The sequence below is a fragment of the Vibrio ponticus genome (assembly GCF_009938225.1).
Lineage (GTDB): Bacteria > Pseudomonadota > Gammaproteobacteria > Enterobacterales > Vibrionaceae > Vibrio > Vibrio ponticus.
Genome location: NZ_AP019658.1, coordinates 1,460,374 through 1,475,772, shown reverse-complemented (window position 1 = coordinate 1,475,772; position 15,399 = coordinate 1,460,374). Strand labels below are relative to the sequence as shown.

The following is a 15,399-nucleotide window of genomic DNA, read 5'->3' as shown; positions in this document are numbered from 1 at the left end:
AGTTAGTGGGTATGTCCCGCTTAGTAGTGTGTCGCTCTCTTTCACTCTGCGACAAGCGGTCCAGTTACTCTTTGTCTTGCCATGATGATTTGCCACTCATGCGCTTTTGAGCGATAGACTCAAACTTTGTCATTCCACGCGAAGGCGGGGAATCTAGCTTTTGTTTTTTGTTGATTCGGTGACTTAGTTAGTGGGTATGTCCCGCTTAGTAGTGTGTCGCTCTCTTTCACTCTGCGACAAGCGGTCCAGTTACTCTTTGTCTTGCCGTTATGGTTTGCTACTCATGTATTTTTGAACGATAGACTCAAACTTTGTCATTCCACGCGAAGGCGGGGAATCTGGCTTTTGTTTTTTTGATTCGGTGACTTAGTTAGTGGGTATGTCCCGCTTAGTAGTCTGTTGGTTTCTTTTGCTTCGCAGCAAGCGGTCCAGTTACTCTTTGTCTTCCCCAAGAGTAACCAGAAAGGCGCTTTAGTCTGCTGGTGTGGTCCGGTCGGTTTTAGGCGTTCCCGACGCCGAAAACCTAAAAATGCTGTCCTGCATTTTTACCTAAGATGATGCATATTTTTGGCTGTGTAGAGGAGTCTTTTTGTAAGTAAATGGGCGACCAGTATAGAAGCATGGTTATAACTCAGATTTGCCCCTTTTCGTGTCAGTGACACTCAACATTGCCATCCTCAGTGATTCTATTTACCATATTTTTTCTCATGCCTCAATTGCAATGAAATTATTATTGTCCGTACACATAACTAATGTTAAACCAATCAATCGGCGTGAAGATAAGAAATTTCATAGAGACGGTAGTACTAATCTAGGGGAAAGGTCAGAGGCACTCTAATGTAATATCTTATGTATATGGTTTGCTAATAAAGAAAACCATTATTTATCAATTGTTTAATTGGCAAGTAATGAATAAGAAGAGTTTTTTGGTATGACTATCATTTAAAACATGACTTTCTTTAATTTGATTCACAATTTATTAATCACAATAAATATAATGATTGAAAACATATTCACTTAAGTTATGTTTGCGTCCTAGTGATGCGCATCATTGATAATAGATAGTTCTTTTAAATTCAATCAGGGAAATCAAAAACATGAAAGAGTTAAGCCTTAATGAGTCGAAGCTAGTCGTTGGTGGCGGTTGGTTTGATGATGTTAAAACAGTTGCAAAAGCAGTTGTTAAAAGACAACCGATACGCCTTGCTTTTCATTCAAGAAAGCTAAATAGTAATGAGGATAAAGAATTGCGTAAATTAAGACGCTCAGACCATGCTAAGCGAGAAGGCCGAACTCAACGCGGAAGTGGCGGTCGCTTAATTGAAAACTAGGTAATTAAACAGAGGGTGATTTATGTCACCCTCTATAATATAGAACGCATCTTTAGGTAAATAAATTGTTCGCTATCACATTGGTTAAAAAATTCACAACTGCTATTGTTAACGTTTTCAGTTGTGGTTTGATTGCTACTCTGCATGATAAAAAACATGGGGTTATTTGTGCTATTCTTCTCAGTATAACTTCTATAATATCCCATAATAAATATTTTTTTTCATTTGATTTATTTTTGGTTTCAATGTTCTTTCAGTTTTTGATTGTGATGTTTTTATTTTTTAGCGGTTTTTTTGTCTCTGTGAAGGCGAAAAATACAAGTGAGTTTAAGTATCCTCTAGTTTGGTTAAATACAGTCCTATTATTAATGCTATACATATTTCCTGTATCGACTTTGGAAGTTATGCAGGGACAGGGGGTAAGTATGGAGCCTACCGTTTCAGAGGATAATATTATCTTTCTTATCAAATTATCCGAACAAGACCAAATAAGTAGAGATGATCTGGTTTCGTTCGAAAGAGATTTAGATATTCCATATATGAAAAGGGTGGTTGGTTTACCTAAAGATAGGTTAGAGATTGATGGAGATAGAATATATATTAATAGTAAATTAGTGGGATATATACTTGATAAAAAACACCAGAGAACCCTAATGACTGAGATTCCTGAAGGAAGTTATTTTGTCTTGGGTGATAATCCAGTAAACTCAATAGATTCACGAGAATTTGAAGAGATTTATATAAATAGAATGGCGATAAAATCAAAAGTATTAGGTTATTTATAGATTGAAGCGGATTATAAAATCATATCACATCAAATATTTCACTGTGCGTTTTATTAAGTTTGAATATCCTATTTACATGCCAGTTTAAGACTAACCTTTGACTAGAGTGTATATTTGGAGTGGAGAATTGTGTGTACTTTTTCTTGTTGATCATAATGTTTATTAATTTTCATATGTAAAATACATGCACCATAAGTTATTGACCAGAGGTTAATGTAATGTTTTTTTTGGTTGGTTTTTTGTTTTTGAAATTAGTTATGTTATATGCAAACGGAGTTATAGTTTAACCTCTTACCTTTGTTTAGGGATGGTTAATACTTTGGTTAATATGTTTAGAGAAGAGATATATCAGTATAAAAAACAAAGAAATATGGGTAAGGTAATAATTAAACAATCATTTTCAACTCATATTATAGCAATTTCTTTACTCACCCTACTAATTGCGGCATTCTACTTATTGAGTACATCAACATATGCGCGTAAAGAGACTGTGTCCGGTTACCTGGTTCCAGAAAAAGGTACAGTTCGCATTCACAGTAATCGTACAGGCGTTGTGGACCAAATCTTAGTATCTGAGGGTGAGTTAGTAAAATCTGGTGATATGTTAGTTAAAGTTAGAAATAGTGAAAGTTTAACCAATGGCATTGAGCTATCTGATGAACTTATAAGCCAGATTACATCCCAAATTGAATCTATAGAGCACCAGGTGAATGCTAAAAACCAACTTTATATAAGTGAAATTGTTGGCTTGGAAATTCAAATAAATAAGCTAGAAGACTCAAAGAAAGTAATTGAAAATACAATACTTACAGATCAAAATAAACTAATTCTGTCTCGCTCTAATTTTCAAAAATCTAAAAAATTGCATGAAAATGGTCATATTTCTAAATCTACATTGGATGAGATTAATCAACTTTATTTAGATACTCAAGTGGCTTTGAATGTTTCTCAAGGGGAAAAATTACAAGTTGATATGGAGATCAACAATCTTAAATCAAATCTTGTTCGTTTACCTCATACGCATGAAGTGGAAATGGCATTGCTAGAGCGTCAAGTGTCAGAGCTGGAATCGCAGTTATTACAATTGAATAATCAATTTGAATTTGTTGCTAAAGCTCCTGAAGCTGGCTACATCACTGGCATTAGAGTTAATAATGGTAGTCCGGTCACTCAAGCAAGACCTATTCTAAGTATTATACCTATAGATTCACCGTTGCACTTGGAACTCTTATTGCCTAGTCGTTCTATTGGTTTTATTGAGGCTGGAAATACTATAAATGTAAGATTTGATGCATTTCCATATCAAAAATTTGGACTCTTAAAGGGAACCGTTTCACATATTGATAAGTCGATCTTATTACCAAATGATACAAACTCCCCCCTTAATATCAATCAAGCTATGTATCGAATTCAAGCAAAAATTGATTCGCAATCTATCACTGCTTATGGGAAGCAGTTTCCTCTTAAGGCTGGAATGTTGGCTCAAGCAGATATCGTCCTTGAGAAAAGGACACTACTAGAGTGGTTTTTAGAACCTATTTTCTCCATCAAAGGCAAATTGTAAAGAATCAACCACAAGACACTCGACACTGGAATATTTATTACGGATGAGCATAACAACCAATCAAGATGATTTAGCTAATAGAATCGGAACACAACCTCATGAACTCATTACCTTTACCAACTCACGTTCTGTGCCTCTCATTTTACAAACAGAAGTCACCGAATGCGGTTTAGCTTGTGTGGGAATGATAGCTTCTTATTTTGGACATAAAGTAAATCTTCCTGCCTTAAGAAATATTTACCATATTGGCAGTCATGGAATGAGCTTAAATGATATTTCAGATGTTGGGAGCAAACTTGGTCTTTCAAGCAGAGCTTTAAAGTGTGATCTTGACGAACTTGGCGAATTAAAAGTTCCAGCAATCCTACATTGGGATCTCGACCATTTTGTAGTTCTAACTTCAGTTAAAAGAAATAGAATTTATATTAATGACCCAGGTGTAGGTAAACGGATTTTAACATTAGATGAAGCAAGTAAGCATTTTACAGGTATCGCATTAGAATTAACGCCAGTTTCGACTTTCAAGAAAGTTGATGATCGTATTCTAATGAAAGTTAATGACTTATGGAAGAATATGGTTGGACTAAAAAGAAGCCTCACTTCACTTCTCTTTATTTCGTTAGTTTTGCAGTTCCTACTTTTGACCACACCATATTACACTCAATGGATAGTAGATAAGGTCTTATTGACAAGCGATACTTCACTTTTGCTTGTGTTAGCTATAGCCTTTAGCATTATTGTTGCTCTACAGGTAGCAGTTCAAACGTTCCGATCTTGGGTTGTTATACGTATTTCCAACAATCTTAGCATTCAAATGGGCGCGAACTTATTTCATCATCTTATTCGTCTTCCAATAGATTATTTTCTAAAGCGCCATTTTGGGGATATCTCATCAAGATTTGGATCATTATCAAATGTACAAGAACTACTAACTAATGGGATTATTGAGGTAGTTGTAGATGGCTTAATGGCGATTTTAATATTGGTTATGATGTTCCTGTATTCGCCATTGCTAACTTGCATAGTTATAGTTGTATTGATATTGGCTTTTGCAATTCAATGGGCTTTTTACTTTCCCAGCAGACGTATTCAAGAAGAGTTGATCAATGAAGAGGCTAGGGAGCAATCAGCGTTTTTAGAAACACTAAGAGCAATGCAAACAATAAAACTATATAACCAAGAAAACCATCGTTCAAGTCTGTGGCTAAATCGAAATGTCGATGTAATCAACTCTAGCATCAGACTTGCTAAACTAGATCTTTCTGAAGCTGCATTAATAAAAATCATCTCTGGTTTGGAGATGATCTTCGTTCTGTATTTTGGGGCGCTAGCGGTGATTGAACAGTCACTAACGGTAGGTATGTTATTGGCATTCATCGCATATAAATCAATGTTTAATAATAGTGTGTATCAACTGATTGACCTATTTTTTGATTTTAAATTTTTAGGCTTACACTTAGAAAGACTGTCGGATATAACACTTCATAAACAGGAGGATGATAATAAAGATTACGTTGCTGTCGGTCAAACTCTCCAAGGCAAACTTAGCGTAAACAATCTTTCATTACGTTATTCTCAAAACTCAGACTATGTGTTTGAAAACATCAGTTTTGAAGTTATGCCCGGTGAGTCCGTCGCCATCGTAGGTCCGTCTGGGTGTGGTAAATCAAGCCTGATGAAAGCAATGCTACGGATATTGGAATATGAGCAAGGTTATATCACTTTTGATGGTGTTGATATTAACCGTTTCAATTTAAGCGATTACCGCTCAAAGATAGGCACGGTTATGCAAGATGACACATTACTGTCTGGTTCTCTACTTGATAATATTACGATGTTTGATGCTAACTATGATGAGCATCATTTACAACGGTGTTGCGAGGTAGCCTGTTTAGATAATTTTTTAGAGCAGCTTCCAATGGGCATTAACACTTTAGTTGGTGATATGGGGAGTTCGCTATCCGGTGGTCAAATTCAGAGAGTGTTACTAGCGCGAGCTCTTTACGGAAGCCCAGATGTTTTGTTATTAGATGAGTCAACGAGTAATCTAGACCAAAAAACACTACTAGAGATTAATGAGAATATAACAGCCCTAAATATTACACGCATTTTAATCGCACATAGACCTGAAACAATAGCATCTGCAGATAGAGTTGTTCAGTTATGCTTTGATGATGATTGAAACCATTCGTTGGCACATGTTGTATTATGATTTAGTTCCTTATATTTGGTGACTGAACAAAGTGTGGTCTCAATTGTGTGATTCATAGAGATGGTTTCAATTTTCTTAGCTGAAGATCAAGCTTGTAATTCTGCTCTTGAAACCGCTCTTTCTCGATCTGGTATTGCTGAGATACCTCTTCAGACAAAGGAGTTTGATCAGATATCTCAGTAATCCTGTCTATCGGGGCTAGCCTATTTAACGAGCTGTGGGGGCGTTCCCAGTTGTAGTAGTGTTGCCTTCAGCTAGTAGCAGATCCAGCTCTTCCAGCCCCACGGAGACATCTATAGTCGGATAGAACTCACTTTTATCTGTTTTCTGAGAGCGTTCCACTTTGCCATTCAAGTGAGGTGAGCCTGGTTTATTTGGGCGAAACTATGATTCCATAGATCATTAATTGTTTCTGGACTTTCTCAGCAAAGAATTCACGCCCTCTGTCCGTCTGAATACGGTGGATAGGAAATGGCATCTCTTCCACGACACAATCAATAAAATCGACAGTATTTGCTGCTGTGCGCCGAGAGTAGCACCTCAGAACCCGATAGCGAGAGCAGTCATCAATAGCTGTGTACTGATAAACTCCAGGCGCTATTTTACATGTGTCCATCTGGACTCTATCACATGGAATTGGGCGCTCATATCTTTGGAAATCTTTTTTGCGCCGGTAAGTTACGATGGATTTGACTGATGCTTCAAATAAAACTTTATGGAGTGTCGCGGTGCTTAGGTGCATTTGGTGAAGTCGGATTAATTCCGTTTGTAAACGCCGCGCCCCTAAATTGCGTTTCTCACGCATCGTAAGGATCAATGCTCTTAGCTCATCAGTGACTTTAGTATCTGGAGATGAATGAGGGCGTCTGCTCTGGCTTTCCAGACCAGCTATTCCACTCTTCTTATATCGCTTAGCCCACTTGCGTAATGTTGGTCTGGAAATACCACAGCGTCGACATACGAGACCTGCGCCACCACATTCCTCATACATTTTTACCCACTGTAGTCTCTGTTGGATTTCTCTGTCCATAGACACCCAGTATAGTTAAAAGGATGTCTATGAATCACACACCTCAATTCTGTCTCAGATAAGGCCGCGTGCAAGCATTTAAGAGTGATTTTAGGCGCTTGGTGTTTTCTATTTTATTGAATCGTTGGGTTTCGTGTTTACGGTGGTAAGGTTTAGTTTCGTGATAGCGTTGCTCAAACCTTAATGCGGTGTCACTTTTCCATACCCAACCTAATCCGTAGTTTTCTAATTTAGCAAAATCGCTGACAAACTTATGCCCAAAAACGATTTAGCCAATACAACCACTACAATAAGCAAAAATGCAGGATAGCATTTTTAGGTTTTCGGCGTCGGGAACGCCTAAAACTGGCTGGACAACGCGTGCTATACAAAAGCGCCTTTCTGGTTACTCTTTGGTAAGACAAAGAGTAACTGGACCGCTGACACTGAGCTAAAGTGATCGACAGACTTTTAAGCGGGACATAACCTCTTGACCAACTAACCCACTAGACCGATCAAAACCGAGATTTCCGCCTTCGCGAAAATGCCCTACTTTTAGTCCCACAACAAACAACCCCACGCTTTAAGATTGCATTTAAACGACATTTCGACTATTGTGGAAATATATCGAAAATCGGAGAACACAATGGAACTAGAATGCGTTGCTAAAGCCCTTAAAGAGCTTGGGCATCCGACTCGCTTGTCGATCTACAAAAGCGTCGTCAAAGCGGGTCATCAAGGTATTGCAGTAGGTGGCTTACAAGAGCAGTTGGATATCCCAGGTTCAACGCTATCACACCATATTGCGAGCTTGGCATCTGCTGGTTTGATTAGTCAACGTCGCGAAGGTCGCACCCTGTTCTGTGTCGCTGAATATCAGTGTTTGGAAGGTGTGATTGGCTTTCTGCAAGCTGAGTGTTGTGCAGATGAAAAGTGTCAGTAATTCGCTGAATCTTGATGAGGTTTGGCGTCAGTATCAGCATTCGTTAAAGGCGTTTTTGCACAGCAAAGTCGCCAATGAGGCAGATGTTGAGGACTTGCAACAAGAGATCTTGATAAAAACCTATCAAAGCTTGGCGGATGTACAAAGCGAATCCAGTGTGAAGTCTTGGTTATTCCAGTTGGCGCAGCGAACCATCATCGATTTTTATCGCAAGCGTGCTCGTACTCAGCGTGATAGTGATCTTCAAGCGGATGATTTGTGGTTTGAACAAGCTCCAGAAAGTGTTGAGCAAGAACTGGCAAATTGCATTGCGCCATTTATTCAGGCTCTACCTGACTCGAGTGCTGAACTTCTCGGTAGTGTTGAGCTAGAGGGCGTGAGTCAAAAAGAGTTGGCTGAGCAGCAAGGTGTTAGCTACTCCACCCTGAAATCTCGCGTGCAAAAGAGCCGCACAGAGCTGAAAAAGCTGTTTGAAGAGTGCTGTGAGCTCGAGTTAGACAAACACGGTAACGTGGTCGACTACTATCCAAAAGGCAAAGGGTGTTCCCATTGCTAAAAGCCCCGCTTAAAAAGCGGGGCTTTGCTACATCAAAACATACCTGTATTAGATAATGAGTTACAGCTTAAAGCTACCCACCATGCTGTCTAGGCGTTGTGATAGATCTTTAAGTTCCGCACTGGCTAGCGCCAACTCTTCAGCGGTGCTGGTGGTGGCTGAGTTAATCGCATTGATTTCATCAATGTTGCTATTGATGGTGTAAACCACGGTCGATTGCTCTTCTGTTGCCGTCGCCACTTGCGTATTGCGATCCGAAATATCGTGGATGCGTTCTGAAATGCTGCGCAGCACATCAACCGCTTCGTCAGATGACGCAACCCCTTCATGAGTCACCGCTTTACCTGCTTCCATCGCCATTACGGCATCTTTCGCATCGCTTTGTAGCTGGTTAATCATCTTTTGGATTTCATCGGTTGATGATGCTGTGCGGCTGGCTAGATTGCGTACTTCATCGGCAACGACGGCAAATCCACGACCTTGTTCGCCTGCGCGCGCCGCTTCGATTGCTGCATTCAGAGCGAGTAGGTTGGTTTGGTCGGAAATATCACGGATCACATCGAGAATTGAACCGATCTCTTGAGTGGTTGATGCAAGCTGCTCAATCACCTGACCTGTGTTATCAATATCCAACGCTAAGCGGCTTATCGCCTCTTTGGCGGTGTTTACAACGCTTTGACCCACTTGGGTGTTGTCTGACGCAAGAGTTGCTGTTTCAGCGGCTGTAGCTGCGTTAGACGCGATTTCGCTGATGGTTGCCCCCATCTGGTTAATCGCGGTGACTAACTGAATGGTTTGGTCATGCTGCTGTTGGCTATTATCGTGTGTAGAGTGAGCGCGATCCGATACGCTATCCGCCGCCACTTGCAATGCATGACTGGTGAACGCCACTTCTTTCATCGATTGGTGAATTTTATCAATAAAGCCGTTAAAGCCTTCTGAAAGCTGACCGATTTCATCACGACTTTTCACTTCAATGCGTTGTGACAGGTCGCCGTCACCTTTGCCAAGGTCGCTAAAACGTTGTGCAAGAGAACGAATTGGACGCGTGATGCTATTGGCTAACAGTAAACCCATAAAGATAAAGATTGCGGCGATAACCGCCGTTGTCATCACCATCTCTTTCGCAACATCGGCAAGGTCTGCGAATACTTCGTTTACTGGCACTACGCCAACTACATACCAATCCATTGATGGCACATAAGCGCTAGAAACGAATACGCGTTGCCCTTGGTAATCCGCCTCAATCAAATTGAAGTGGTGCTTATTAAGCAAATTGGTCGCGTTGGCGCCATAGAGTCGAGAAAGTGTTGAGTCTGCCATCGAGCGATCGCGATGAATTTTTACCGCACCTTGCGCATCGGTTAGAAACACAAAGCCAGTTTGCTCAATTTTAAAGTTGTTGAGCAGAGAAACCATGTCGTCCATCGATTTTGATAGACCCGCCATGGTTAGACCATGCACTAATTGGAAGTTGGCAAACATCTTCACTTCACCAGTCGGCTCTTGGAAAATACTCACAGAGGTCTGTTTGCCTGATTGGGTGAAACCAAAAAACCAGCCATCTTGCTGCTGATTCAGTTGGCGTAAGAAGCCATTTTGGTTCCAGTAGTACGCGGTTTGGCGGTTAGCCACCGAGGCATCATTCAGTTGATATTGCTGGCGAACATTGTTGAGTTCTTTTACCAACATTGCTTGAGTAGTGGTGTCTATTTCATTGCCATCAACAGCGTGTTTAATAAACTCATTGTTGGTGAGTTGTTCCGCTGCGAGTAGCATTTCGCTCACTTCGCGATCGATTTGGCTGCTGATGTCATCCAGCAGTGATGGCAGTTCCACGTCGATCAGATGGTGCTCGATTACACTGCGAGATTGATTGTAGGCAAGAACGCCCATGATGATCGTTGATGCGAGCACAGCGAAAGTGATCCCGGCAACAACCTTTTGTTTGATGCTAATTGAATTCAACTTCATTGGTTCATCTACCTTGTTATAGCGTGTCATATGGTGATGATTGGGTTCGCCTGCTTACCCTAATAGGCGGTCATCCGTTCGTAGATAGTTCCAATACGCATAAGGTAACGGCAGGTTGTTTCATTTCTTTACAAAAAAATGAGATCTAACTGTTGTAGGAGAGTGTGGTGATTTGCACCTTGCTCACCAAAGAGGGAGGGGCAGTAAGTGCGATAAGGTGAGGATGACATACAAGCCGAGCTTAATCTCGGCTTGTGTGTGTTAGTTATTTAGAAACGCTTTGTCTAATCTATCGATGGTGATAGTTAAGGCATCAACGCCCAATTTGGCGGTCGATTTTTCTACTTTTGATAGCTCGGTATACATCAAAAGTAGTTCGGTTTCATCGAGATGCTCTGCGTGCAGCAGCAACTCTTTGTACTTAATTAAGCGATATTGAGATTGCTTCAACGCGGTATGAGTATCTTGTTGTTTGCTTAGTGCTCTCAGTTCCACATATGCAACCAGATCTGCTATGTTTTTTTGCAAATTGCAAAGGTCGTTTTCGCAACTTGCATCAAAGCTGTTCTTTTCTTTTTCCATGCTTAGCCAACGTTTCCACATCTAAGTGATTAAAAAGTTGGGCTATTTTGGGTTGATGCGGGGCGGGGTAAACATCACCTAGTTAACATGGTCTAGTTATTGCCTTTATTAGGTCAAATATGTCCGTTTAGGGGAGTGATTATGATAGATCCTATTGTGCAAGTGATTACAACCCGCAGAAAACTTGCCAAGTTAACACGTCAGCAAATGGCGGATGTCGCCGGAATGAGTTTGAAGACTTATCAGCGTATTGAGCGTGGAGAGTCCGATATGAAGATTTCCCAATATCGTTCGATCATCCGTGCATTGAACTTAACCGATTTAGATATTGCACTCGATGTCAAAGAGATCCAGCCATTTACCAACGCTGATTTGTTGGCTGCTGCTCGCTTACTGAGCCCAGAAGCGCAAGCGATGCTGGTGCGTTTTATTATGCAAGTGACGAAAAAGTAGTGATGTGACCATTGTGGTCACACGGTAAAAGTTGTTTTAAGCGTTAGTCCATTTAAGCCACTACCATTGATATATCGACGATAGCTAGGAGTAATATTAATGAAGTGGCAACAAGCCGTTTGGCTAGTGATATTTTTACTCTCTTCTCCTCTCTGCCTTGCCAAGGCAGAGCAAGCGTCTGACACTGAAGATTCTGCTTCCTTAGTGAATGTTAACGTATCACTCGAACTCGATGGTATTGAGCGCTCTCTTGATGCGACTAGAGGTTCACTAGATCAAATTGGTCTCGCATTGGAGAAGATATCGACAAGCGACAATTTGACTGAGCAGCAAAAGCAGGTGCTTGGGCATACTCTCGAAAATCTCGATCAATTGGTATTACTTTCAAGAGAGTCGATTGAGCAACTGCCAACGGCGTTCAATCAAACCAGTGCCAAGATGGTATCAACCAGTCAGAAGTTTATGGATGATTTACAGACTAAGATCATCATCGTCGCTGTGGTGATTGGTTTATTACTGGTGGTTGCGCTGGCAGCCATTTATTGGTTTGTTTTACGCCCATTGCAACATGGACTGGTTACCGCAACCACCAACATCTCCTCAATGGCAAAAGCGATTCAAGTTACCGCTCAGGAGCTAGAGTCGAGTACACAACAGCAGCAAGTGATCATGCAGCAACTTAACCAGCAACAGTTTCATCAGCAATCCAGTCACCCATCCGATCATCAACCCAATCATCAACGAATGAATAAGTCTGATTAAAATTTGATCTTTGTGGCGTGAATTTGTAGGCTGAACTGATACTTACATCACTGTTGTATTGAGTAGTGTTATGACTGTCCGTTATTGCTCAAATTGTGGAAAAACATGTGAGCACAAAGAAATCATAAAACAGAAACCTTCACCTTATGGCAAAAGTCGTAAAGAGCAGTTTAAAGCTTTTTTGTCTGGCTTCTTTTCCGCAGCCACTTTGAGTGCGCCATTAGCTTCATTGGATCTGATTGATCGCTATGAGCAGTGTTCTCATTGTCAGCATATGACGCTAGACAACAAGGGCGAAGAGTTTCAATAGCTGTAGTAATAGCTTTAGTTACACGAAATAGTGAGAGACAAGGAGAGTGTCATGAGTTACCCAATTGAAGGGAAATGTCAGTGTGGTCAGGTAACCTATCAACTTAAAGCCGCACCGCAGATGGTGGCAGCTTGCCATTGTACAGAGTGTCAAAAGCTTGCGACTGCGCCGTTTAGCGTGACAGCGGTAGTGAAAGCAGAAGATATTGAATTTAGCGGCGAGATGGGTGAGTGGAGTCGCCCAACTGACAGCGGTAATATCAATGCCGCGAAGTTCTGCACGGGTTGTGGCAACCGCATTTACCACCTCAATCCGCAAGAGCCTCAGCTGATCAAACTCAAGCTTAAACCGGTCGCGCTTGAAGATGATTCTATCTTTGAACCTAAGGTGCATGTGTGGGTAAAAGAAAAGGTTTCTTGGTATCAAATCCCTGAAGGCGTTAAAGCCTTAGATGGTCAACCTTAGGCGGTCAGCCTTAGAAAGTAAAACAGCGTCGCTAAGGACGCTGTTTTGTTTGAGAGAGCGAGTCAGATTAGATCTTAAATTTATTCAACTCTTGATGCAGTTCGGTGGCACCGTGAGAGAGCTCATGGCTGATTTCAACCGATTGCGTCATGGTATCCATCACATCCACTGCGGTGTCGTTAATGATCACTACGTTACGGTTAATCTCTTCTGCCACTAGGCTTTGTTCTTCAGCCGCTGAAGCGATTTGATTGTTCATATCGTTGATCACTTCAATCGCTTGGTTGATCTCAGATAGTGCCATTTGAGCCGCTTGAGTTTCGCCTTTGGTGTCTGCCGCTTGTTGTTGGCTCTTCTGCATCAAACCGACAATGTTTTGTGTGTCTTGCTCTAGACGCGCCAGCATAGTGCGGATTTCCTCAGTCGAGCTTTGGGTGCGATTAGCGAGGTTACGCACTTCATCAGCAACCACGGCAAAACCACGACCAGCTTGACCCGCGCGAGCCGCTTCAATTGCTGCATTGAGTGCCAGCAAATTGGTTTGCTCGGCAATGCCGCCAATTTCAGTCAAAATGCCTTGGATATTGGCGCTTGATTCAGCCAAGCAAAGAGTTTGCGCCTGTGCGTGGTTAACTTGGCTTGCCAGATCTTCCATCGCAACGGCTGCATTATCCATGCGATCCATACCGCTACGGCTGCTAACTTGCACTTGACCTGCGGCTGTTGCCGCCTGTACTGCTGAGTTGGCAACTTCTTGGGCTGCCGCAGTCATCTCGTTGATCGCCGTGGCGAGAGAGTTGACTTCGTTTAGTTGTGCATTCAGTTTATCTTTGGCAATTTCACCACTGGCTTGACCTTCACCTGCGTGGTGCTCCACTTGCGTTGCGGTCTGCTTGGCGGTTTTAATCATCTCTTGCATTCGAATTAAGAAGGCGTTAAACCATTGTGCCAACTGCGCAGTTTCGTCTTTGCCTTTTACTTCTAGACGGTAAGTTAGGTCACCATCACCTTGTGCGACATCTTTAAAACGCTCTACTAGGTTCGCTAATACGCGTCCTAATGATGAGGCAATTAAGGTCATGGCAATCACGCCTGCCAACATCGCTAGTACGCCTGCCCAAATACCTTTCTCCAGTGCGCTGCTGTTCATCTCATCGTTCCAGTTTGCGAACTCAGTGATGCTTTTTTGTAGCACTTGGGTAGGAACAGAAACAATCACTACCCATGGTGCGCCTGAGGTTTTGATTGATGTGATGGCATATTCTTGACCATTTTGCGTCATCATGCCGATATCCGCTTGGGTCGCGAGATCTTGGATATTTGACCATTGCTTAAATAGCTGGTTTGGTACTTTTTTACCCACCGAGCTTGGCAGGTTACTGTTCGCCAGCGTCGCCCCTTTCCACGAAGCAATGATGATATTGCCCTGTCCGCCAAATAGATCGCGTGAAAGCAGTTCACTTTGACCTTGTAGCTTCTCGAGTGATAGGTCAAAGCCCAGCGAGCCAATGATCTTGCCGTCTAAGCGAATCGGTTGGCTGATGGTGGTGATCAGCTCTTGCTTGCCACGCACCGGGTACATGTAAGGCTCCATCACAAATGGACGCCCTGTTTCAAATGGCGCTAAGTGCCATTCATCGGTACGTTCGCCATTGGCGTTAAGCTGGGTATTGGTAAAGCTTGCCATGCCCAGCGCATCAAAACCGCCTTGGCTATTTGGCGAAAAGAATGGAGCAAGGTAGCCATCTGGGCTAAATGCAGCAGCAACCGCGGCTTCACTTTCTGGCGCCCAAGTTTTCTCTTCAAATACTAAGTAACCCGCGAACACCGCTTCGTCTTGCGCTTTAAGTGCGGCGATAAAATGGTTAACCAGCGCATCGGCGCCAGCTTTATCCGCGGCACTATGTTCCATAATTGAGCGTAACTGGCTTAGGCTGCGCGTAACAGGGAATAGCTCAGTTGCGATGGTTTTGCTCTGCTCTGAAGCGGTAAAGCGTAAGTGAGATGTGGTTGCTTCAGTCAGTTGGGTGGTTACTTTTGCTGAGATTTGCTGGTTTACGTCGGTAAACGCATTAGTGGTCATGCCCATGGCAATAAGCAGGGTAAAGCCCATTGCCGCACCAGCTGTCACAGCAATTCGAGTGCGAATACTATTAAACATTCTCAATTAACTCTCAGTTATGTGAATTTATTATTTTTGTGTGATTGGGCGGCGATTATAGCGGCAAGAATTGAATGGGTTATTTGTGTATGTGTTTGATTGTTAATGATTTAAGTTGCAGTATGAATGGGATGGTTGGTGTGCTTGTATTATGGCAGTGAGAGAATTTTCATATGCGGCGTAGGAATTTTCCTAACTATATGAATTTTAATAAACATATCTCAGTGATGGCAGTGATGCGACGAGAAATTGACGCATGACTCCTGTGATGATAACAGAGGAAACACTCGAA

General features: G+C 41.9%; 13 protein-coding genes and 1 pseudogene. 10 read left to right on the top strand and 4 right to left on the bottom strand.

The window, feature by feature from the left end; all coding sequences use genetic code 11:
* The first annotated feature begins 1,097 nt into the window (after positions 1-1,097).
* The 4 genes from GZN30_RS20785 to GZN30_RS20770 all read left to right on the top strand — a co-directional run bounded on the left by GZN30_RS20785 (position 1,098) and on the right by GZN30_RS20770 (position 5,862).
* Complete coding sequence (locus GZN30_RS20785) at positions 1,098-1,331, top strand: hypothetical protein (RefSeq protein WP_075647969.1); 234 nt, start codon at positions 1,098-1,100, stop codon at positions 1,329-1,331.
* Between the two features lie 65 nt (positions 1,332-1,396).
* Positions 1,397-2,116 (top strand): signal peptidase I, encoded by a 720-nt coding sequence (gene lepB, locus GZN30_RS20780; RefSeq protein ID WP_161987129.1) that lies wholly within the window; start codon positions 1,397-1,399, stop codon positions 2,114-2,116.
* A 328-nt stretch (positions 2,117-2,444) separates the two neighbouring features.
* Positions 2,445-3,680 carry an HlyD family secretion protein gene (locus GZN30_RS20775; protein ID WP_232060575.1) on the top strand — a complete coding sequence of 412 codons (1,236 nt, stop codon included), beginning with the start codon at positions 2,445-2,447 and terminating at the stop codon, positions 3,678-3,680.
* Between the two features lie 43 nt (positions 3,681-3,723).
* Entirely contained in the window at positions 3,724-5,862 is a 2,139-nt protein-coding gene (locus tag GZN30_RS20770) for a peptidase domain-containing ABC transporter (RefSeq protein WP_075649164.1), read from the top strand.
* A gap of 82 nt (positions 5,863-5,944) precedes the next feature.
* Here GZN30_RS20770 and GZN30_RS20765 read toward each other — a convergent pair.
* A pseudogene (locus GZN30_RS20765) lies at positions 5,945-6,922 on the bottom strand (IS481 family transposase).
* A gap of 625 nt (positions 6,923-7,547) precedes the next feature.
* Between GZN30_RS20765 and GZN30_RS20760 the strand changes: the two are divergent.
* Together GZN30_RS20760 and sigZ are read left to right on the top strand one after the other, a co-directional pair.
* Positions 7,548-7,844: an ArsR/SmtB family transcription factor gene (locus GZN30_RS20760; protein ID WP_075649163.1), complete on the top strand. Its 297-nt coding sequence runs from the start codon at positions 7,548-7,550 to the stop codon at positions 7,842-7,844.
* A complete protein-coding gene (gene sigZ / locus GZN30_RS20755; RefSeq protein WP_075649162.1) occupies positions 7,828-8,400 on the top strand; it encodes an RNA polymerase sigma factor SigZ in 573 nt (190 codons plus the stop codon). The genes GZN30_RS20760 and sigZ overlap by 17 nt, the downstream gene beginning before the upstream one ends.
* Positions 8,401-8,460: 60 nt before the next feature.
* On the opposite strand, the gene GZN30_RS20750 is transcribed toward sigZ, so the two are convergent.
* The gene (locus GZN30_RS20750; protein ID WP_075649161.1) at positions 8,461-10,374 is read right to left on the bottom strand and encodes a methyl-accepting chemotaxis protein; all 1,914 of its coding nucleotides are present in this window, start codon (positions 10,372-10,374) and stop codon (positions 8,461-8,463) included.
* A 261-nt stretch (positions 10,375-10,635) separates the two neighbouring features.
* Positions 10,636-10,956, bottom strand: coding sequence for a hypothetical protein (locus tag GZN30_RS20745; RefSeq protein WP_075649160.1), 321 nt, complete (start codon positions 10,954-10,956; stop codon positions 10,636-10,638).
* 138 nt (positions 10,957-11,094) lie between these two features.
* On the opposite strand from GZN30_RS20745, the gene GZN30_RS20740 reads away from it, so the two are divergent.
* From GZN30_RS20740 to GZN30_RS20725, 4 genes are all read left to right on the top strand, one after another.
* Positions 11,095-11,409 carry a helix-turn-helix transcriptional regulator gene (locus GZN30_RS20740; RefSeq protein ID WP_075649170.1) on the top strand — a complete coding sequence of 105 codons (315 nt, stop codon included), beginning with the start codon at positions 11,095-11,097 and terminating at the stop codon, positions 11,407-11,409.
* 99 nt (positions 11,410-11,508) lie between these two features.
* Positions 11,509-12,171, top strand: a complete 663-nt coding sequence (locus GZN30_RS20735; RefSeq protein ID WP_075649159.1) for a hypothetical protein — start codon at positions 11,509-11,511, stop codon at positions 12,169-12,171.
* Between the two features lie 70 nt (positions 12,172-12,241).
* Entirely contained in the window at positions 12,242-12,481 is a 240-nt protein-coding gene (locus tag GZN30_RS20730) for a hypothetical protein (RefSeq protein ID WP_075649158.1), read from the top strand.
* Between the two features lie 51 nt (positions 12,482-12,532).
* Positions 12,533-12,946 carry a GFA family protein gene (locus GZN30_RS20725; RefSeq protein ID WP_075649157.1) on the top strand — a complete coding sequence of 138 codons (414 nt, stop codon included), beginning with the start codon at positions 12,533-12,535 and terminating at the stop codon, positions 12,944-12,946.
* Positions 12,947-13,013: 67 nt separating this feature from the next.
* Here GZN30_RS20725 and GZN30_RS20720 read toward each other — a convergent pair whose 3' ends face one another.
* Positions 13,014-15,107, bottom strand: coding sequence for a methyl-accepting chemotaxis protein (locus GZN30_RS20720; protein WP_075649156.1), 2,094 nt, complete (start codon positions 15,105-15,107; stop codon positions 13,014-13,016).
* Positions 15,108-15,399 lie beyond the last annotated feature (292 nt).

Coding starts and splice junctions, on each gene's coding strand:
- GZN30_RS20785 (WP_075647969.1), top strand. CDS start 1,098: ATGAAAGAGTTAAGCCTTAATGAGTCGAAGCTAGTCGTTGGTGGCGGT.
- GZN30_RS20775 (WP_232060575.1), top strand. CDS start 2,445: ATGTTTAGAGAAGAGATATATCAGTATAAAAAACAAAGAAATATGGGT.
- GZN30_RS20770 (WP_075649164.1), top strand. CDS start 3,724: ATGAGCATAACAACCAATCAAGATGATTTAGCTAATAGAATCGGAACA.
- GZN30_RS20760 (WP_075649163.1), top strand. CDS start 7,548: ATGGAACTAGAATGCGTTGCTAAAGCCCTTAAAGAGCTTGGGCATCCG.
- sigZ (WP_075649162.1), top strand. CDS start 7,828: ATGAAAAGTGTCAGTAATTCGCTGAATCTTGATGAGGTTTGGCGTCAG.
- GZN30_RS20750 (WP_075649161.1), bottom strand. CDS start 10,374: ATGAAGTTGAATTCAATTAGCATCAAACAAAAGGTTGTTGCCGGGATC.
- GZN30_RS20745 (WP_075649160.1), bottom strand. CDS start 10,956: ATGGAAAAAGAAAAGAACAGCTTTGATGCAAGTTGCGAAAACGACCTT.
- GZN30_RS20735 (WP_075649159.1), top strand. CDS start 11,509: ATGAAGTGGCAACAAGCCGTTTGGCTAGTGATATTTTTACTCTCTTCT.
- GZN30_RS20730 (WP_075649158.1), top strand. CDS start 12,242: ATGACTGTCCGTTATTGCTCAAATTGTGGAAAAACATGTGAGCACAAA.
- GZN30_RS20725 (WP_075649157.1), top strand. CDS start 12,533: ATGAGTTACCCAATTGAAGGGAAATGTCAGTGTGGTCAGGTAACCTAT.
- GZN30_RS20720 (WP_075649156.1), bottom strand. CDS start 15,107: ATGTTTAATAGTATTCGCACTCGAATTGCTGTGACAGCTGGTGCGGCA.